Source organism: Paenibacillus sp. FSL H8-0537, assembly GCF_038051995.1.
Classification (GTDB): domain Bacteria; phylum Bacillota; class Bacilli; order Paenibacillales; family Paenibacillaceae; genus Pristimantibacillus.
The window spans coordinates 6174854-6194334 of sequence record NZ_CP150290.1 but is presented as its reverse complement, the minus strand read 5'-3'; the positions used below and the strand labels follow the sequence as shown (position 1 = coordinate 6194334).

17 protein-coding genes are annotated in these 19481 nt (G+C 45.5%); all 17 read left to right on the top strand.

Going from position 1 to position 19481, the window contains the following annotated elements; translation table 11 throughout:
* Window positions 1-13 precede the first annotated feature (13 nt).
* The 17 genes from uvrB to MHB80_RS26065 all read left to right on the top strand — a co-directional run bounded on the left by uvrB (window position 14) and on the right by MHB80_RS26065 (window position 19476).
* Window positions 14-1891: an excinuclease ABC subunit UvrB gene (uvrB, locus tag MHB80_RS26145; RefSeq protein WP_341279706.1), complete on the top strand. Its 1878-nt coding sequence runs from the start codon at window positions 14-16 to the stop codon at window positions 1889-1891.
* A complete protein-coding gene (uvrA, locus tag MHB80_RS26140) occupies window positions 1884-4754 on the top strand; it encodes an excinuclease ABC subunit UvrA (RefSeq protein WP_341279705.1) in 2871 nt (956 codons plus the stop codon). The genes uvrB and uvrA overlap by 8 nt, the downstream gene beginning before the upstream one ends.
* Window positions 4744-6066 carry a diaminopimelate decarboxylase gene (locus MHB80_RS26135; protein ID WP_341279704.1) on the top strand — a complete coding sequence of 441 codons (1323 nt, stop codon included), beginning with the start codon at window positions 4744-4746 and terminating at the stop codon, window positions 6064-6066. The genes uvrA and MHB80_RS26135 overlap by 11 nt, the downstream gene beginning before the upstream one ends.
* 2 nt (window positions 6067-6068) lie before the next feature.
* Window positions 6069-6788 (top strand): acyl-CoA dehydrogenase family protein, encoded by a 720-nt coding sequence (locus MHB80_RS26130; RefSeq protein ID WP_341279703.1) that lies wholly within the window; start codon window positions 6069-6071, stop codon window positions 6786-6788.
* Window positions 6781-7920, top strand: coding sequence for an acyl-CoA dehydrogenase family protein (locus tag MHB80_RS26125; protein ID WP_341279702.1), 1140 nt, complete (start codon window positions 6781-6783; stop codon window positions 7918-7920). The genes MHB80_RS26130 and MHB80_RS26125 overlap by 8 nt, the downstream gene beginning before the upstream one ends.
* 30 nt (window positions 7921-7950) lie before the next feature.
* Complete coding sequence (locus MHB80_RS26120) at window positions 7951-8217, top strand: acyl carrier protein (protein ID WP_341279701.1); 267 nt, start codon at window positions 7951-7953, stop codon at window positions 8215-8217.
* Between the two features lie 58 nt (window positions 8218-8275).
* On the top strand, window positions 8276-9058 hold the full coding sequence (locus MHB80_RS26115; RefSeq protein ID WP_341279700.1) for an ABC-2 family transporter protein: 783 nt from the start codon (window positions 8276-8278) through the stop codon (window positions 9056-9058).
* A gap of 13 nt (window positions 9059-9071) precedes the next feature.
* Window positions 9072-9866 carry an ABC-2 family transporter protein gene (locus MHB80_RS26110; RefSeq protein ID WP_341279699.1) on the top strand — a complete coding sequence of 265 codons (795 nt, stop codon included), beginning with the start codon at window positions 9072-9074 and terminating at the stop codon, window positions 9864-9866.
* A 25-nt stretch (window positions 9867-9891) separates the two neighbouring features.
* Window positions 9892-10914 (top strand): ATP-binding cassette domain-containing protein, encoded by a 1023-nt coding sequence (locus MHB80_RS26105; RefSeq protein WP_341279698.1) that lies wholly within the window; start codon window positions 9892-9894, stop codon window positions 10912-10914.
* 318 nt (window positions 10915-11232) lie between these two features.
* Complete coding sequence (gene sbnA / locus MHB80_RS26100; protein ID WP_341279697.1) at window positions 11233-12207, top strand: 2,3-diaminopropionate biosynthesis protein SbnA; 975 nt, start codon at window positions 11233-11235, stop codon at window positions 12205-12207.
* A 43-nt stretch (window positions 12208-12250) separates the two neighbouring features.
* Window positions 12251-13198 (top strand): cysteine synthase family protein, encoded by a 948-nt coding sequence (locus tag MHB80_RS26095; protein WP_341279696.1) that lies wholly within the window; start codon window positions 12251-12253, stop codon window positions 13196-13198.
* A gap of 14 nt (window positions 13199-13212) precedes the next feature.
* The gene (locus MHB80_RS26090; RefSeq protein ID WP_341279695.1) at window positions 13213-13965 is read left to right on the top strand and encodes an acyl-CoA dehydrogenase family protein; all 753 of its coding nucleotides are present in this window, start codon (window positions 13213-13215) and stop codon (window positions 13963-13965) included.
* Window positions 13965-15374, top strand: a complete 1410-nt coding sequence (locus MHB80_RS26085; protein WP_341279694.1) for a class I adenylate-forming enzyme family protein — start codon at window positions 13965-13967, stop codon at window positions 15372-15374. Before MHB80_RS26090 ends, MHB80_RS26085 begins: the two co-directional genes overlap by 1 nt.
* 5 nt (window positions 15375-15379) lie before the next feature.
* The gene (locus MHB80_RS26080; protein ID WP_341279693.1) at window positions 15380-16699 is read left to right on the top strand and encodes a nucleotide sugar dehydrogenase; all 1320 of its coding nucleotides are present in this window, start codon (window positions 15380-15382) and stop codon (window positions 16697-16699) included.
* Window positions 16692-17660 carry an NAD-dependent epimerase/dehydratase family protein gene (locus MHB80_RS26075; protein WP_341279692.1) on the top strand — a complete coding sequence of 323 codons (969 nt, stop codon included), beginning with the start codon at window positions 16692-16694 and terminating at the stop codon, window positions 17658-17660. Before MHB80_RS26080 ends, MHB80_RS26075 begins: the two co-directional genes overlap by 8 nt.
* A gap of 2 nt (window positions 17661-17662) precedes the next feature.
* Window positions 17663-18748 carry a glycosyltransferase family 4 protein gene (locus tag MHB80_RS26070; protein WP_341279691.1) on the top strand — a complete coding sequence of 362 codons (1086 nt, stop codon included), beginning with the start codon at window positions 17663-17665 and terminating at the stop codon, window positions 18746-18748.
* An 11-nt stretch (window positions 18749-18759) separates the two neighbouring features.
* Window positions 18760-19476, top strand: coding sequence for a sugar phosphate nucleotidyltransferase (locus MHB80_RS26065; RefSeq protein WP_341279690.1), 717 nt, complete (start codon window positions 18760-18762; stop codon window positions 19474-19476).
* Window positions 19477-19481 lie beyond the last annotated feature (5 nt).

Below are 19481 nucleotides of genomic sequence, written 5' to 3'. Positions count from 1 at the left end.
GAGGCTGTCAGTCATGCGAAGCAAAAGGGAGTTCCGAATGGTCTCAAGCTTTAAGCCAACAGGAGATCAACCGCAAGCCATTGATCAATTGGTGGAAGGAGTAAATAGAGGAGACAAGTATCTTCTTTTGAAAGGGGCAACGGGAACTGGAAAGACGTTTACGATTGCTAATGTCATTCAGCGGTTAAACCGGCAATCATTGGTGCTGGTTCATAATAAAACGCTAGCTTCCCAAGTCTGGAGTGAATTAAAGGAGCTTTTTCCCCACAATGCGGTTGAATATTTTGTCAGCTATTATGATTTTTATCGGCCGGAAGCCTACATCAAGCATCAAGATTTATTTTTGGAAAAAGAAGCGACGATTAATCGGGAAATTGAACGATTGCGTCATTCTGTCATGGCTTCCTTGCTGGAAAGAACGGATGTTATCGTAGTTGCAAGCGTATCCTGCTTGTATCCGTTAAGTCATCCTGATGAATTTGCCAGCGCTTCGTTCATTTTATCGGTTGATCGGCAAGGGGATTTTTCCTACAAACGGGATCAAGTCCTGAAAAGACTGGCTGACAGCCAATACGTCCGCAATGATATTGAATTCAAGCCCGGGACGTTCCGGGTGCGCGGGGGAGTTTTTGATATTTACCCTGTTAGCTACCATGATCAAGCGGTACGCGTACAGTTTTTTGGCGACGAGTTGGAAGAGTTATACATTATCAATGCAATAACAGGCAAAATAGAGAGATCGATAGACAGCGTGCATATTTTCTCAGCGTCCTTCTTCGTAACGAACCGCAATCAAGTTCAACAGGCTATCCCGCTCATTCGGGAGGAACTTGAGGAGCGGTTAGAACAGCTAAATAGCGAAGGAAAGCTGCTGGAGGCTTCACGGCTGGAAAGCCGTGTCCGTTACGATTTGGAAATGCTGGAGAATACGGGCTATTGCTCCGGAATCGAAAATTATTCTGTATACATTCAGAACCGCGAAAAGGGTATGCGTTCTTATAACCTTTTAGACTACTTTCAGGATGATTATCTTGCTGTCATGGATGAATCCCATGTGACGCTTCCTCAGCTGCGAATGACAGGAGCGGCTGATAAGTCGCGGAAGCAATCTATTATTGACAGCGGCTACCGCATGCCTTCCATTTTGGACAATCGACCTATGAATTATGAGGAGTTTGAGGCCTCGCTACCTCGTATCATCTATATGTCGGCGACACCGTCAGAGTCCGAGTTGTCAAAGGCGAGTACGATTGCTCAACAGATGATCCGCCCAACGGGTGTACTCGATCCTCAAGTAGAAGTGCGTCCTAATGATTGGGCTGCGGAACATCTCCTTGAAGAAATTAATAGCACGGTCACGCAACACGAGCGGGTTCTAATTACGGTGTTGACCAAGAAGCGGGCCGAGCAATTGACGGAGCATCTGAAGGGCCAAGGGGTTAGAGTCCAGTACCTCCACTCTGAGGTGGAAACTACGGAGCGAAACGATATCATTGCTAGCCTCAAAAAGGGAGATATCGACGTCTTGATTGGAATTAACTTGTTAAGGGAAGGACTGGATTTGCCCGAGGTGTCTTTGGTTATCGTAATGGATGCTGATCAGCCCGGCTTTTTACGATCGACTTCAGCGCTTTTGCAGATTATCGGCAGAGCGGCCCGTAATGTCAACGGCCGAGTATTGCTTTGCGCAGACTCCATTACGTTGGCCATGGAGCAGGCTATGGAGGAAACGGCTGAACGCCGCAGCGATCAGGAGGCTTATAACAAAGCCCATGGCATATCTCCTATGAACATCAAGAAAAAAATAAGATGGAATATTAACGAAATGCTGGACACTGCGAACAATCGGATGACGAATGACCGGCGAAGCGAGGGTGATGACCATGTATGATTTGACCCTGCGCATTAAAGGGGCACGGACGCACAATTTAAAGAACGTGAACCTGGAGCTTCCTTTTCGTCAATTTGTAGTCTTCTCAGGCTTAAGTGGTTCAGGCAAATCTTCTCTGGCCTTTGATACCATTTTTGCAGAAGGGCATCGCAGGTATGTAGAATCGTTATCCACCTATGCGAGGCAGTATCTAGGGCAGATGGATAAGCCAGAGATTGACTCGATAGAAGGCCTGACGCCTTCTATCGCAATTGATCAAAAAAATACGAATAAAAATCCGCGATCTACAGTAGGAACAATCACCGAAATTTACGATTATATGCGTGTATTGTATGCCAATATCGGGGTCCCACAGTGTCCTGTTCACGGCATAGCGATTGAAATGAAGAGCGTGGATCAAATTATGAACAGGCTCCATCGTCTGGAGGAAGGGCAGGTTCTCTATATTTATGCTCCTATCGTAAAGGGGCGTAAAGGGGAGCATGTCAAAGTGCTAGAGCGCTGCGCGGAGGCCGGGTTCGTTCGCATTCGTGTGGATGGAACCTTGTATAAGCCAGGCGTGACTGTCTCTTTAGACAAGAACAAGGAGCATACCATAGAAGCCCTCTTGGATAAAGTAGTCTACGAAGAAGGTAGCCTGCAGCGTATCGTCGATGCTGTGGAGAAAGCTGCTTTAGAGTCAGAGGGTCAAGTAATCATAGAGGTCGAGCAACAGGATCGTGTGAATCGGATGTTTTTCAGTTTACGTCAAATGTGCCCTCACTGCGGCTTTTCGGTAGAGGAGCTTTCCCTGCGATTATTTTCATTTAATAGTCCCTATGGGGCTTGTAAAGATTGCCATGGACTGGGGTCCACGCTGCAGGTTGATCTGGATCTACTGATTGAGAATGGTACAAAATCAATTGCTGAAGGCGTTTTTGAAAATTGGGCCAGTTCTTCAGCCATGTGGTATCACACGTTAATTGACAATGTATGCCAGCAGATGGGCATTCCTAGAGAAGTCCCTTTTAATCAATTGACGGATGATCAACGTCATTTACTGTTGTTTGGAACCGGGGATCAGCCCGTATGGCTTGAATATGAGTCGGACCGTAAGCAGCGAAGAATACATGCCCCCTTTGAGGGAGTGGTTACAAACATCAATCGAAGATATCAGGAAAGCACCTCTGAAGGGGTACGGAAAAAACTCGAGGAGGTGATGAGCCACAAAGTGTGCTCTTCCTGCAACGGTGATCGTTTGAACCCGAGCAGTTTATCTGTGAAGATCGCTGAACGAAACATTGCAGAGCTGTGCAGGTGGCCTGTCGAAGCGCTGCAGGAATGGTTTGCAGGGTTAAGCTGCAAGTTGAACGAAGAACAAACCGAAATTGCGGAGCCTATCGTACTGGAAATAACGAATCGAATTAGCTTCCTTTTGGACGTGGGATTAGGCTATCTCTCTCTTGATCGTGCGGGCTTTACCTTATCTGGAGGTGAATCACAGCGGATTCGACTAGCGACGCAAATTGGGTCGGCCCTATCAGGAGTGACCTATGTTCTGGACGAGCCTAGCATCGGTTTGCACGAGCGGGACAATCAGCGATTAATCAACACACTCAAACGGATTCGCGATCTCGGCAATATGGTCATCGTCGTAGAACATGATGCCAATACAATGCTGGCATCTGATTATATGGTAGAAATCGGTCCAGGGGCTGGCAGCCAGGGCGGTTATATTGTTGCGAAAGGGACGCCGCATGAATTGATGAAAATGGATCATTCGATTACCGGTCTTTATTTGTCGGGTCGCAAACGAATTGAGATTCCAAGCGAGCGAAGGGCAATAACGGAGCGCAAGATTACCATTTTCGGAGCGCAAGAGAACAATTTGAAAAACGTTACGGTCACGATTCCTCTGAACACCTTCACCTGTATCACAGGAGTATCAGGGTCGGGGAAGAGTACACTTGTTCATGACATTCTGTACAATCACCTGGCTCGCGAGCTCATGAAGGCTAAACGGGTCAGAGTCGGCAAGTTTGAGCGGATGACAGGTAGGGAATATCTCGACAAGATCATTCATATCGACCAGTCCCCGATCGGCAAGTCGCCACGCTCTAACTTGGCAACCTATACAGGCATGTTTGATGAAATTCGCAATCTGTTCGCGCTGACAGCGGAAGCAAAATTGCAGGGCTACAAGAAAGATCGCTTCAGCTTTAATGTAGCCGGGGGAAGATGTGAAGCCTGCAAAGGTGACGGTGTCAAAAAGATCGAGATGCATTTTATGCCTGATATTTATGTGCCTTGTCATGTGTGCCAAAATAAACGCTTCAACAACGAGACATTGCGCATACGCTACAAGGGAAAAAGCATTGCTGATGTTCTCGACTTTACGGTAGACGAGGCTGGAGAACATTTTGCTCTCATACCGAAGATCATGCGGTACGTCAAAGCTTTGAAGGATGTTGGTCTCGGATATATCAAAATTGGGCAGCCGGCAACTACCTTATCAGGAGGAGAAGCCCAACGCATTAAGCTGGCCACCGAATTGTCTCGTCCGGGAACGAGCGATACGCTCTACATTTTTGATGAGCCCACTACGGGACTTCATATGGAAGATATTAATAGGCTGCTGTTCGTTCTCCACTCTCTGGTCAATCAGGGGAAGAGTGTTGTCGTCATCGAGCATAATTTGGATGTGGTGAAAACAGCCGATTACATCATTGATATGGGACCCGAAGGTGGAGAAAAAGGAGGGGAGTGCATCGCCTGCGGCACCCCTGAGGAGATTGCTCGCCACGAGCGCTCGCTTACTGGCAAGTATCTGGCTCCCATACTTGACAACAACCAATCTGGAAGAGGTGTAGTCAATGAAATTTGATTATAGGCAACAGCATAACGTGCTTTGTATCCAAAATATTCCGGTCACGCAGCTAGCGGCTACGTATGGAACACCTCTGTTTATCTATGACGCAGATCGTATCCGTAAGCAAGTAAAGAAATTTTCGCATGATCTTCATCCGAGCGTGAAATTGTTTTATTCCTTAAAGCCGAATCCGAACCCGACAATCGTAAAGATGATTTATGATATGGGGGCCAATTTGGAAATTTGTTCACCAAATGAGCTGGAAATTTGCAAACAAATAGGGGCCTCCTCAGATCGATTGCTCTACTTGGGTCCGGGAAAGACACAGAAGGAAATCGAGATGTTATTGGATGAGCAGGTCGGCTATTATGTGGTGGAATCGGTGCAAGAGCTGAAATTGCTCAACGAAATCGCGGAAGCGAGAAGCGAGTTCGTTACGGTCGGTGTTCGTATCAATCTGAATACATCGGCCAAAGGCTCGAAATTGACGATGGGCGGGCAGCCTCGCCAATTTGGAATTGATGAGGAGCAAATGGAAGAGCTGTTCCACCATAGCAGCGAACTTCGCAGGGTCCAAATCACGGGTATCCATGCATACAACGGTACGAGAATCTTATCTGCAGATGTCATTATTGAAAATACGAGATATATTCTGGAGCTGGCGAAACAAGTGGCCCGCACCTATGCTATCGATCTGGAGTTTGTTGATATCGGAGGCGGATTTGGTATTCCTTATTTCGACAATGAGGGAGAGCTTGATTTTGCCAGCGCCTGTTCTGGAATCAACGTCCTTGTGGAGCAATTTCACAAGGAGATAGGGAGGGAAATCCCTATTTTCGTAGAATCAGGCCGCTACGTTGTAGGAGAAAGCGGTGTTTACACGACTAAGGTGTTGTATACAAAGAAGTCTAAAGAGGTCTTGTTTGCTACGGCGGATGGAGGAACTAACCATCACATGGCGGCTGGGGGAAATGGAAATGCGCTGAAAAAAAACTTTCCTATTAAAGTCCTGAACAAATGGGAGGACGAACCGGTAGCCTCTTACCACATCTCGGGTCCTCTGTGCACGCCCAATGATTTAATAGCCAAATCGATTCCTCTTCCTAAGCTTGAGCAAGGCGATTTGGTCGGTATTATGAATGCCGGCGCATATGCCTTAACGGCCAGCCCGACTCTGTTTCTGAGTCATCCAATGCCCGTTGAACTGCTTATCGATGAAGGAGAAGTAACGGTCATACGTGAGCGGGATGAGTACGGCCTTCCTCGACTAAGATCAATCGACAGCGTTCTGGCTGGAAAGCCTGCTGCTGGAATGAAGGAGAGCTGAGTATGTTTACAACTCTTCGACGAATACTTTTTGAAGCTCCACTCCCATCTTTAACAGATAGGATTGAGTTTCATACTACGACTCTTTCGGCTTTCCTGGGCATATCAGGAATAGCTGCTGGTATTTACTCAAATCAACGTCTAGTTATATGGGGAAACCAGCTTAATTATCCCGTTTGCTTTCGTAAACAAGATGGCATTTATTTAGCGCAGCATGTGACACTGGAGGAAGAACGCCATATCGGCCCTCATGTAGTAAATGTGGTCACTCCAGTGAACGAGAAAAAGCTGGAGGGCACCGAACAAATTGCTGCTGAGACGACATTGCTAGACATCCAAATGATTATTGCAGCTTACATGAATCGATTGTGCATGGATATTTTAAAGCAGTGCATTACGTATGCCAAAAAGCGGCAAACGTTTGGTGTACCTATTTATAAGCATCAAATGGTAGCAGATGCCATTGTGATTGGCGCAAGCGAACTTGAAGGGAACGTATTGACGCTATTGGAATGGGGAGAAAGCATGCTGGAGGAGATAGAAAGCTCTGAACGAATAAAAAGGCTGGCGCAGGTATCCTTCCTTATTGCGCAATTACCCGAGATTGCTGATCGAATCGTGCCGGTCATGGGCGCTTATGGAATAAGTGCGGATGAGTGGATCAAGTCCAAGTTGTTGGAAGTACATCATTTTTCATCTATTCGAGGTGAGAGCTATGTATGAGGATTTACGTGTTTGTTTAAAGGATTTCGCTGCAGAATATCGGTCATTTGCCTTGGAAGCAGACCGCCTGGGAGACATCCCTGCAGCCCATCTAGCTAATAAAGAGTTTCGTCAAATCTGGATGCTCGGTACGCCTCAACAATATGGAAATACAGGGATCAAGCTTTCCAGAAATAACGTGTTCTACGGCAATAAGTCGCTGGAAATGGCCATATGTACAGAGGAACTGTCCTATGGAGATCCAGCGATGGCTCTATCGATGCCGGGCGCGCAATTGCTTGGCCCTATCGTTATGGAACTTGGGACAGAGGAACAAAAAAGTCGGTTTTTTGAAAGCTTGACATCGAGTGAGCCGATCTGGACCGGATTCAACTTGACGGAGCCGGATGCTGGCTCGGATGTGAGCGGGTTGCATACCGTCGCTGTGCGCACGGGAAACGGAGGGTATGTTTTAACTGGAGAGAAACGATACATTGCTAATGCGAAGAGAGCGCAATGGGTAGCGGTTTTTGCTAAATTGAACCATAGCCAGAATCCTCTTGCCATTCAATGTTTTCTGCTGCATGAGAGCGAATTTGTGGGAAGTCAATGTACGCGATTATCCGATCATACACTGGGCATGAGGGCCGCTGAGCTGGGATATACACAGTATCACGCTCTGGAAATCTGCGAGGACAGCCTGCTCGGCATTGATAAATCGGCCTTACGCCGGGGACTTCATGGAGCCGTTAACGTGTTTTTTAGAATGAGACCATGTACAGCCTCCATAGCTATAGGGTTATCCCGCGCGATGATTGACTACGCATCGGAGCATTTGAGTCTAAATGTCAACGAAACGATCTCCTTGCAGCGATTGCAGTGGAAAATGGAGAAGACAAGACGATTGGTTTATAATGCGGCGTCCGAAGTGGATAGAGGCGTGTTTGATGTCAAAACATCCTCCATGGCCAAATGGATGTCAAATGCATTGGTGTACGAAGTGAGCCGTACGGTCCATCAGTTAGCGGGCCTAGAAGGCTGGCTGGAACATCCGTTGTTGGAAAAGTGGCTTCGGGATGCACGGATGATCGAGTTTATGGAAGGCAGCACGAATATTCATAAACGGGAAGTCGCAAAGGAATTGTTCAAATAATTGAAGGTTTATAACTTAGGAGGCGATGGAATGAGTACAACGACGTTGAAGAAAGAAGTTCAAGAAAATATTTTAAAGGTGCTGGCCAAGCTGCTGAAGGAGGATGCAGAGAACATTAGCCTTGATGCAGATTTGTTTGAGGAAGTTGGAATCGATTCAACGGGTATTATTGAGCTATTGCTAGAGTTGGAAATATATTGTAGTATAGAGTTCGATATGGAGGAGCTGGATCCTTCCCATTTATCATCGGTGAATACGCTTACTGATTATATCGTATTTTTGAAGAGCGATGAATAGTTGAGTAAGCAGTTTTCAATAGAAGAGGTTACAATTAAGGGATAGGGAGGGCAACGGAGTGTATGCCAAATTAGTAACAACCGTGTTTAAGAAAAACACCACGTACCGTCTTACGTTGCTGTTCCGGATCTTGACAACGATCATTTCTGTGTTGGCGACCCGCCAGGTCTGGTCTATTTTGTATAGAGATGGTTCAAACGCAGGCGGATTTACACTGAGCACGATGTTGACGTATGTGACGATTGCGATGATTTTACAAGCTTTTTACAGCTCAAGTATCGCATTTGAAATTAGCTCGAAGATTCAAACGGGAGGAATTGTACAGGACTTTCAGCGACCGTGGAGCTTCCAAGCTGCCATGTTTGCTTATTCCTTCGGTTCTGTTTTAGCAGGGATCGTCTCGGTTGTCTTGCCTATCCTGATTGTAACGTTGGTTCTGTTTCCAATCGATGTGCCGAGCAACCCGCTGGCCATTTTATATTTTTTTGTAAGCATTTTACTTGGACTTATCATTAACTTTTGCATTCAGTTTTTAATAGGTATGCTTTCATTTATATTTGTCGAAGTGTGGGGCTTTGAAATTATAGTGGGATTAACGGTTTCTCTTCTTTCAGGACAATTAATACCGCTTGCCTTTTTTCCGGAAGGCTTGTCCAACGTAGTAAATTATTTACCGTTTCGAGGTTTGTACAGCATTCCGATTTCCATCTATACGGAGACGATCGTCGGTTCAATTTGGAACGAGCTTCTCTATCAGGGCATATGGGCATTAGGGCTTTGGTTGCTCATTAGTTTGACTCTCAAGTACTTTCAGCGCGTATTAACGGTAGCAGGCGGATGAAAAGGAGACGAATATGAATTTTTTTCAAATATACTGGAAAATCCAAAAGGCCAATATTCGCGCGAGAATGGCGTATCCGTTTAATTTTTTTCTGGGAATTTTTTGTGTAATGGGGTTTGGTATTTTCTCAACGTTATTTTTATGGATCTTGACAAGGAATTTCCCCAATATCATTGGATGGAACTTTTATGAGATACTTTTTGTATCTTCATTTAATATGTTCTGCTACTCCTTCAGCTTGATCTTCTTTATTCAAATTCAAGACATTGATAACTATGTTCGAAATGGCGAGTTTGATCGTATTTTGATTCGTCCGATGGATTCCCTACTGCAGTTTGCGGCATTGCGGTTCAATATAAACAGTTTGGGGACGGTTCTCTACTCTCTGACCACTTTGATTTATGCCATGGTGCATATTCCAAATTGGGATGCAGTTTCTGTCGGGAAGATGTCCCTTTTAATGATCTCAGGAATTATCGTTTCGCTTTCTGTCCAGTTAATTCTTGGTTCAACAGCGTTTATCACCCTGCAGAGCGCAGGGTTATTCCAACTACAGGAAGTTGTTTATGGGAACATGTCCAATTACCCGATCACGATCTTTTCTAAAGGGATTCAGTTTTTTCTGACCTTTATTCTCCCTATCGGATTCATTGGATTTTATCCAAGCACCGCTATTTTGGGTAAAGGCAATGTGTTTTTTGGGCAGGATTCTTGGTTGATATGTGTGATGGTTGCTTTTATTTTGGGGATTGTTGGTTATTTGTTATGGAATAGAAGCATTCAACGATATTCAGGGGCCGGATCGTAGTTGGCTTGGGAGGAGAGAGAGCAGGATGGAAATGATCATTGAAGCGAAGGAGCTTTCTCGGGAGTTTACGGTATATAACAATAGCGGTTCTTCTTTTGTAATGTTAAATCAGATGCTCTTTCGCAAAGGCCAAAAAAAATGCGTCGTAGACCAATTAAACTTAACGATCAACAAAGGGGAATTTATAGGCTATTTGGGCCCTAACGGTGCGGGCAAATCGACGACAATCAAAATGTTGTCCGGAGTACTTCGACCTACAAGCGGCGAACTGAGCGTATTAGGAATGAGTCCGACAAAAAACCGCAAGGAATACGCGAAACATATCGGCGTTCTATACGGCCAACGTACGCAACTGTGGTGGGACTTACCATTAATAGATTCATTTGAGCTGCTCAAATCGATATATAAAGTGCCTGATTCATTTTATAAAGATCGGCTGTATAAATTTGTGGAGCTTTTGGACATGCAAGAATTTTTGAATCGTCCTGTTCGAGTCCTTTCCCTCGGTCAGCGCATGAAAGGTGAGATGGTAGCGACTTTGCTTCATAATCCTCAAATATTGTTTCTCGACGAGCCGACTATTGGATTGGATGTGCTGGCCAAAGACCGTATCCAGAACTTTTTGCGGACGATTAATAAGGAAGAAAAAGTAACCATTATGCTAACCTCGCACAATATGGATGATATCGAGAAGCTTTGTGACCGCGTCGTTTTGATTGACCATGGCAAGGTCATGTTTGATGGAAATCAGCAGGAGTTGAAAAGACTAACCCCGCAGAAGAAGACGCTGATTATTGATGTAGCTGCGGAGGATATTGGGAAAACGCCAGTGATCTCGCCCGTTAAAATAGAGGAAAATAGAATGTATTTTGAAATTGCGGACGATTCCGAAGTGCCGAAGATCATTACGCAGTTGTCTGTTTCATTTACTCTTCTGAAAATAGAAATGCTTGAGCCTGGCATTGAAGATGTTCTCAAAGAGTTGTATGCCACTAGGAATTACAGCATTACATCCGATTCTGCACCAATCATGGAGACAGCACAGTGAAGGAGATTTCCATATAAAAAGGATTCAATTCATCCTGTGTCCGTTTACGCAGTAGAGGGTCTCAAGAAGCCCCTTCCATTGCTAATTCTAAAAAAACAAAAGCACCCCTAGTCTGAACACTTTTTCAAAGTGTCCAAGCTAGGGGTGCTTTTGTTTTCCGTAAAAATGAGGAAGTCTTTTTTATGTGGAAATTTATCGTTTTATAACGGAGGATTCACTTTAATTTCATTTTCCATTTCTTATAAACTTACTAATATTTAATAGACAGTGAACAAGTTGCCAAGAGATCAACCCTAACAAAGGAGGTTGGATGTATACATGTCTCTTTCCCCAAATAACATATTGCAATTAATTGGAAACACCCCGCTGTTATGGATGGAATCCTTCTCCGATAAACGAGCAAACGTTTTTGCAAAGCTTGAATTTGCAAACCCCGGTGGCAGCATGAAGGAACGCTCGGCCTTGTATATGATCGAGCAGGCTGAGAAAAAAGGACTGCTCCGGCCGGGAAGTATGATTATTGAATCAACGTCAGGAAATTTGGGGATCGCATTAGCCATGATCGGTGCTGTCAAAGGTTACCGTGTGTTATGCGTCGTAGATCCAAGAACAGCTGAAGAAAATATAAAGATTATGAAGGCTTATGGCGCTAAGCTGGATATCGTTCAAGAGCCGCACCCTGTCGGGGGGTATCAATTGGCGCGAATTGAAAGAGTGAAGGAACTGCTGCTTCAATATCCAGATGCCTTTTGGACAAATCAGTATGAAAACCCGGACAATCCGGATTCCTACTACTATGGATTGGCGAAGGAGATTGACCGAGATTTGGATGGCAACATCGATTGCCTGTTTGCTCCCGTCAGCACTAGTGGACTCATTACGGGCTGCGCCCGTTATTTTAAGGAAAGAAATGCTGCGGTTCAGATTATCGCCGTCGATGCTGAAGGTTCTACCATTTTCGGTGGGGTGTCCAAACCTAGAAAAATGACCGGAATTGGCGGTAACCTTGTTCCTGTCCATTTGAAGATGGATCATATTGATCGTGTTTATCATGTAAGTGATCAAGATAGCTATCTGATGTGCAGGCAAATTGTAAATCAAGAGTCAATGCTTGTAGGACCCTCTTCGGGAGCGAGTTTACACGCGGTTATGTCGTATATGGAGTCTTGTGAAGTAACGGATCGCCCGTGGAATGTAGTCGTCATTTTTCCCGATAATGGTGAGCGCTATTTAAGCGGTTTTTTGAGTGGACTAACGGAACCTGCTGCTCAGGAGCGGGAAGTGTTGATCTAGTAATGGATGTAACTTTTCACACAGCCAAGGAAGGAAGTGGGGTATGCCATTTGTCCGATCAGTTATGGAGTTATGCGGAAACACGCCAGTGGTTCGCTTGCAGCGAATATCAGGGAACGTCTACTTAAAGTTGGAAAGCTTTAATCCGGGCAAAAGCATTAAGGATCGCCCTGTACTGGAGATGATGGAAGAAGCGGAACGGTCGGGACGGCTTCGAGGCGGTATGACTATCGTAGAATCCACATCCGGGAATACGGGTATTGCGATAGCTCTCTATGGCAGAAAGAAAGGTTACCGCGTTCGATGCATTGTGGATGAAAATATTCCTACGGAGAAATTAAAGCTGATGCAAGCTTATGGCGCTGAAGTCGAAATGATTAAAAGTGATGGACATATTAAAAATGCGGACTTAACAGAGTCAAGAATCACGCGTGTAAAAAGCTTGTTGCAAGAAAGTGATCAGTATATCAATTTTAATCAATATAATAATGAGTGCAATTCTGCTGCGCACGAGAAATATACCGCGGAAGAGATTTTGCTTCAAGCGCCGGATGACTTGAAAGCAGTTGTTCTTAGTGTAGGAACGGGTGGCAGCATAACGGGAGTGTCCAGAAAAATCAAACAGAAACGTCCAGACATCCTAATTTATGGAGTCGAACCGTCGGGTTCAACCTTGTTTGGGGGAGAGAAAGGTCCTTATTTACAGCAAGGACCCGGCAACTACTTCAAGCCTGCTGTGCTGGATTATACCTTCATTGATGACCATAGGAAAGTGAATGACCTGGACGCTTTCAGCATGGTAAGACAGTTGGCTCAAAGAGAGGGACTGCTAATGGGAGGCTCTTCAGGTGGAGTTGCGCATGCTGCGATTGAAATCGCCAACGGGTTGGGAGGCCAAGGCTCAGTATTGGGTGTATGTCCAGATAATGGAGGTAAATATTTGGAAACCATCTATTCGGACAAATGGATGGAAGCAAACGGATTTAAGTAAATGAGGTTGCAGATATGAAGATTGAGGGTTGGGCAGAAATGGGAATGAGGAATGATTTGCAGCAGCAAAAAGAAGTGGAGCAGTTATATGAATGGGGCGGACAGCGTATCCGCGGAAGTGGGCTTCTGAGCTTGATGCCATTGTCAAAATCGGATAAATGTCTAGTATTGATCCCCAATAGCGTTATCGATCAGCTCGATTCGTCAGAACAGTTATACGGGCTTCTCCACGGAAGCGTATATCCTTTTTACCCGTCCGAAGTGACGCCATTAATAAAATGGACTGGATGTACAATCGGCCAAGTCATCCCTGATACAACCTTTGTTGGTAGCGTAGTGGAGGAAGCTAATGGTGAACTTTCAAGGTTTTTATATGACAGTTATTTGGCATTTGCCTGGCTCATTATGATTCCCTTCCAAGACATGATTGAAAAGGCTTTGGTTTATAGTAAACAACGCAAAGCATTCGGTGTTGTCATCTATCGTCATCAATTAGTGAGTGACGCATTCGTTCAAGGGGTGACGGAGTACGAGCTAAATCGGCTGTACCTTCAGCACCTTGCTGAAAGCAATCAACACTTGCTGCCGCAACTCATTAGGAATATCAAGTTTCTCGCCGCCGCAGTCGCTGAATCGGCAGATTTAATTACACCAGTGATGGGCGCATATGGCATGACAGATGAAGCGGCAATTCATGAAGCCATTGTTAGGATCTATCATTTGTCCTGTATATGCCAAAGCTTATCAGAAACGGGGTGCAGGGTGTAATGGGAGGTTTGGCTTCTTTCACTGAACCGTTCAAATATGGGGATAAGACAGCGATTTCAGTCGACCATCTTCGTCTTTCCTACAAAGAAGTTGCAGAATTGGTGAAGCAGATCCGCTTGTCTCTTAACGGGCAGTCCATCGATCAGCATGAACGTATAGGGCTTGTTTTGGACAATCGATCTATTTCGTGCTTGCTCGTTTTACTAGCAGTGTTGGAAATAAGTCCAATTTTGCTTTTGATTGACAATCAAATGAAAGCGTTGGATCTGCAACATCTCGTTCGTACGAGCAGCATCAAGCGTTGGATTGTTCCTGGCGGGTTCGACGTAAGTGTGGGAACGGAAACGGTGCAGTCCACGGCACCCGTCTACAGGGAATATTCACTTGTTTCATTTAAGGGATACGATCAAGAAAATAAGAATCAGGCTGAGGAGCCTTGCTTGCTTCAGGCCACTTCCGGTACCGGGGGAAGAGTAAAGCTGGCAAAAGTCCCTTATTCAGCGTTGGACATCGGTTCCCGTTGGTATGACGTGTGGTTTGGCTTCAAAGAAGAGGACAACGTGCTCTCCACCGTTCCTCTCCACCATTCCTTCGGCTTGATTGGATCTTTCCTAGCTACGCTGCGGGTAGGAGCAACCTTCGTTCACTGCGTAGAACCGACTCCCCGCAAGGTCGTTCAGCTTGTTCATTCGGAAGCATGTACCGTGTTGTTTGGGGTTCCCCTGCTGCTTCAATTATTGGAAAGCTCGAACTTGATTGCGCCAGATGCCTTGGAGTCGCTTCGCCTTCTCATTTCATCAGGGGCCAAACTAGAGTCTTCCAAGAAAGAAGCCTTTGACAAAAAGTTCTCCAAGCGCATCCAGCAAGTCTATGGAAGCACGGAAACGGGTGTGATAGCTGCATCTTCTCCTGATGTGGAAGAGCCAGAGGGGGCGGTTGGTTTGCTTTTACCGGATGTAGAATGGAAGGATGGGGGGGATCAAGCCTTTGCCATCCGAAGCAGGACTCTCTTTTTAGGTTATTTGGGTGAAGAGAGAACGTCATCTGTGTCGATAGATCATTATTATCAGACCGGTGATCTCGGATATACAGCAGATGGGTACGTGTATCTCACTGGGAGGTCAAAGCCATTTATTAACGTTTCCGGTCGTAAAATTGATCCCTATGAAGTGACGAAGGCGATGCTTTCTCATCCTGACGTTCGGAACGCTAAAGTGTTCGGCATAAAAGATCCCTACTATGGAGAAAAAGTCGTTGCGGAAGTGGAGTTGGAGTCTGAGGTTTCAATGGTTCAGTTGCGACAATATTTATTGGACAATTTAGCTCCGTATAAAGTTCCTGCCACGATTGAAGTTGTAGAGCAGATCAATTCCAGTTGGAAAAATACGTATATTCAAAATGAGGGGTGAAGTCATTGCAACCCTATGGAAATGCAGCAGATATTAGTGTCATGGGACTCGGTTATGTTGGGTTAACGCTGTCGGTCGCTTTTTTGACCGTAGGAGAAAGGATTCATGGTGTGGAAGCCCAAGAACCGAGAAGAAAGCAGCTTCTTAAGGGAGAAGTGGATTTATACGAGCCTTCGGTAAAAGAAGTCGTAGCTGAAAAAGTAGGGAGCTTGTTTGCGGTAACTGCCACATTGCCTGATCGCCCGCAAGTTGTATTTATTTGTGTAGGAACACCTTACGACAAAGCATTAGATCGCCCTTCGTTGGAGCATTTGGAAGCCGCCGTTCAATCCATCGCGGAAGTCATGGATGAGCAAACACTTGTAATTGTTCGCAGCACTGTGCCGATTGGCACTACACGCGAAGTGGTGCTTCCCATATTGACGGCAAAGGTGAAAAGACCTAGGCTCGTTTTTGCCCCGGAGAGAACGATTCAAGGCAAAGCGGTGGAAGAACTGAAGCGCCTGCCCCAAATCATTGGTACTGAAAATGAGGAGGATTTCAAATTCGCTGCTGCAGTTTTTGCAAAGTTATCGATTCATTCCATTCGGGTCAGTTCTTTTGAGGCGGCAGAGATGATCAAATTGACGTGTAATTCCCACACGGACGTCATTTACAGCTTTGGAAATGAGGTCGCGGCTATAGCTGAGAGTTACGGGCTAGATGCTATGGAGATTGTAGGAGCAGCCAATTTAAATTACCCTCGACCCGACATAGCTAGGCCAGGTTTCGTAGGGGGCTCTTGTTTGACTAAGGACCCGTTTCACCTGATGTATTCGTCCCGAAATAAAGGTTACGAGCCGCAGCTGATTTCAGCAGCGCGTCAGTTGAACGAATCATTGTCTGGACGAATTGTAAGTCGATTGGATAAAAATCGTGACGAGCTTGGATGGGAATGGTCAAGCTTGGACGTTCTAGTAAGCGGTTTCGCATACAAAGGGGTACCGCAGACCGATGATGTTCGAGGAAGCGCGGTTCTGGATATTTTACCTATGCTGAAACAACTGGGCTGCCGCGGCCTTTACGGTCATGATTTCATTGTGAGTGAGGGTATGATTGCATCATTGGGGGCCACACCGATCTCCTTAGAAGATGGAATAAAGAAGTGTCAAATCATTCTTATTCTAAACAATCACCCGCAATATGCAGAAATGGACTTCCATTTGTTGCTGGACAATCAGGAGGACAAGAAGATGGTTTACGATCTATGGGGCGTTCTAAGGGAAAAGTCCAGTGTTCTGCAAACGAAATGTAACTTTTATCAAGGGGTTGGTTTTGGTGTCTAATATACTCGTAACAGGCGGAACTGGATTTATAGGATACCACCTGGTCAAACATTTATTGAAAAAAGGACATACAGTAACTCTAGTAGACAATTTTTTCAGAAGTAAACAGGATGAGAGCATTAAGGAGATTCGCTCGGATATTAAAATGATTGAAGCAGATTTAACCAACGCTTTAAACACCCTTCCGTTGGACAAGCATTATGATGTTGTTTTTCATCTGGCTGCAATTAATGGTGTGAAATACGCGAATCAGATGCCGGATTATGTACTGCGAACGAATCTGCTAAGCACAATCAACGTGCTTGACTGGTGTGCGGAGCACAAGCCTGATACCGTGCTATTCGCGTCGTCCAGTGAAGTTTACAATAACGCTTATGCGTGGGGAGATTTTCCATTGCCAACATCGGAGAACACTCCGCTATGCATCGATGTCGACATTCCTCGAAATGCTTACGCAGGCTCCAAATTAACGGGGGAGCTGCTGACATTAAACTATGGAAAAAGGCATGGCTTTAACACCCGAATGGTTCGTTACCATAATATTTATGGTCCACGTATGGGGTACGATCACGTTATTCCTCAGCTTATTTCCAGGGTGATGAAAAAGGAGAGCCCTTTTCAGCTATATGGCGCTGACCAAACCCGCGCTTTCAGTTACGTCACGGATGCTGTTGAGGCCACCTATGAAATAGGCATGTTGACTGAAGGCCATCATACAGTCAATATCGGAAATGCCAACGAGGAGATCGCCATTCGTGAGCTGTGTCAAAAGCTGTTCCGATTAATGAATTGTCAAGAGCCCATTGTGGACGCTCCGCCATTTCCGGGATCGCCAGATCGAAGATGTCCGGATACAGAGCTGCTAAGACGGTTAACCGGATTGCAGCCTAAAGTGTCATTGGATGAAGGGCTGCAACACACACTTGAATGGTACTTGAGCAATGCCATGGAAAAGGTGTAGTCATGAGGCTGTTAATTATGATCCGCAGCTCGCACCCTTCTGTATCCGGCGCTGATCACATGGCGATGATGACGGCCCGACAGCTGTCGGTCTGCGCAGAGATACAAGTTACGCTAGCTCTAAGCAGCAGCATGTATCCGCAGTTCCATGCCTGCACAGAGCATGGAGTAGAGCATTTGTTTATCCCGACGGACGTGCGCCAAGCCAAGCTCATAATCGAATCTCGGGACTTTGATGCGATGCATCTGTTTGATTTTGTAGATGCCAACTATTTGTGGCTTGCCAACGATTGGCTGAACAGCGGCAAGCCTTTGTATGTAACACCGGCCTCGGACATGCGGCTATGGGAAAATGACGAGCTGGGATTGAACTTGTGCAGAAATGCGCAAATGGTATTTGCATGGACGGAACACGAGAGGCGCAGTCTTCTTGAAACGTCAGGCATTCCCCCAGAGAAGGTTACGGTCCTGAAATACGCCGTTACGCAGGAGGAGCAGTCAGCCGTTGATTTCAGGCAGGCTTTCTCGATCCCGCAATCCGCTAAGCTCGTTTTATTTTTAGGTAGAAAGCTAACGTTTAAAGGCTATGAACTCATATTGGAATCGATGTCCGCAATATGGAGTGAGTTTCCACATGCATGGTTCGTCTTTATTGGACCTCGAACGGAAACTTCCGTGCAAGCATTTTCTTCGTATGGACATAACGAGCGGATGCTTGAGATGGATATGGTTGACGAACAAATAAAACGGGCCGCCTTGCAAGCGTGCGATCTGCTTTGTCTGCCTTCCAAGGTTGATGTTTTCCCTATTGTGTTCTTAGAGGCATGGAGTTTCGCTAAACCAGTAGTGACTTCCCGGTTTCCCGGATCAAATGAAGCTGTCCGGCATGGCATAGATGGATTGGTGACGGATCCTGATGCTCCTTCCGTCACAGAAGCTATTCGGAGTCTGCTGTCCGATTCAGCTTATGCGGTTCGACTGGGAGCGAACGGCCTTGAACGGGTTCAGCGGGAACATACATGGGATGCAATGATAGCAACACTGTTGGACGTTTATTCAAAGCATAGAGATGAGGTGAAGTTAAGATGAGGGCTGTTATCATGGCAGGAGGTTGGGGCATCAGGCTGCTGCCTTACACGAAAGTGCTTCCTAAACCTTTACTGCCGCTGAACGATACACCGATATTAGAAATCATTTTGCGACAGCTCAAAGAAGCGGGCTTTACCCAGGTTACTATCGCCTTAAACTATAAGGCTGATACGATTCGCAATTATGTAACCGCAAGAACAAATTTTGGCATGAACATTACCTTTACTCATGAGAAGGAGTCACTAGGCACAATAGGTGCTTTGCGTTTAGTGCAGGATCTTTGCAATGAGGAGCCGATGCTCGTTATGAACGCCGATGTATTGACGGACTTTGATTTCAGAGCATTTTATCACTTTCATCAAGAGAATCGCTCCATGCTTTCCGTGATGCTCTCCAAAAAGAAAGTTCATGTCGATTTTGGTGTTGTTGAATTAACGGACGACAATCGAATCGTAGGGATCACAGAAAAGCCTGATTTTGACTATTTCGTTTCTTCGGGAGTATACATGATGAATACTTCAGTCATTAATTACATCTATGAACGGTCGATGGGTGTTCCGGATTTGATTAAAAACTTAATTAGTGATGGTCATAAGGTTCATTCGTATCTCCATGAGGGTGTGTGGATGGATATCGGGACAGGAGATAGCTTGATTGAGGCATCGCGGTTTTTTCTAGAGAATCGTCAGCTGTTTCTAAAAGATGAAATTACAATTAATTCCATTTGAGAGTG

Bases quoted from the DNA above. Each gene is read 5' to 3' on its own strand.
- uvrB (WP_341279706.1), top strand. From the start codon at position 14: ATGCGAAGCAAAAGGGAGTTCCGAATGGTCTCAAGCTTTAAGCCAACA.
- uvrA (WP_341279705.1), top strand. From the start codon at position 1,884: ATGTATGATTTGACCCTGCGCATTAAAGGGGCACGGACGCACAATTTA.
- MHB80_RS26135 (WP_341279704.1), top strand. From the start codon at position 4,744: ATGAAATTTGATTATAGGCAACAGCATAACGTGCTTTGTATCCAAAAT.
- MHB80_RS26130 (WP_341279703.1), top strand. From the start codon at position 6,069: ATGTTTACAACTCTTCGACGAATACTTTTTGAAGCTCCACTCCCATCT.
- MHB80_RS26125 (WP_341279702.1), top strand. From the start codon at position 6,781: ATGTATGAGGATTTACGTGTTTGTTTAAAGGATTTCGCTGCAGAATAT.
- MHB80_RS26120 (WP_341279701.1), top strand. From the start codon at position 7,951: ATGAGTACAACGACGTTGAAGAAAGAAGTTCAAGAAAATATTTTAAAG.
- MHB80_RS26110 (WP_341279699.1), top strand. From the start codon at position 9,072: ATGAATTTTTTTCAAATATACTGGAAAATCCAAAAGGCCAATATTCGC.
- MHB80_RS26105 (WP_341279698.1), top strand. From the start codon at position 9,892: ATGGAAATGATCATTGAAGCGAAGGAGCTTTCTCGGGAGTTTACGGTA.
- sbnA (WP_341279697.1), top strand. From the start codon at position 11,233: ATGTCTCTTTCCCCAAATAACATATTGCAATTAATTGGAAACACCCCG.
- MHB80_RS26095 (WP_341279696.1), top strand. From the start codon at position 12,251: ATGCCATTTGTCCGATCAGTTATGGAGTTATGCGGAAACACGCCAGTG.
- MHB80_RS26090 (WP_341279695.1), top strand. From the start codon at position 13,213: ATGAAGATTGAGGGTTGGGCAGAAATGGGAATGAGGAATGATTTGCAG.
- MHB80_RS26085 (WP_341279694.1), top strand. From the start codon at position 13,965: ATGGGAGGTTTGGCTTCTTTCACTGAACCGTTCAAATATGGGGATAAG.
- MHB80_RS26070 (WP_341279691.1), top strand. From the start codon at position 17,663: ATGAGGCTGTTAATTATGATCCGCAGCTCGCACCCTTCTGTATCCGGC.
- MHB80_RS26065 (WP_341279690.1), top strand. From the start codon at position 18,760: ATGGCAGGAGGTTGGGGCATCAGGCTGCTGCCTTACACGAAAGTGCTT.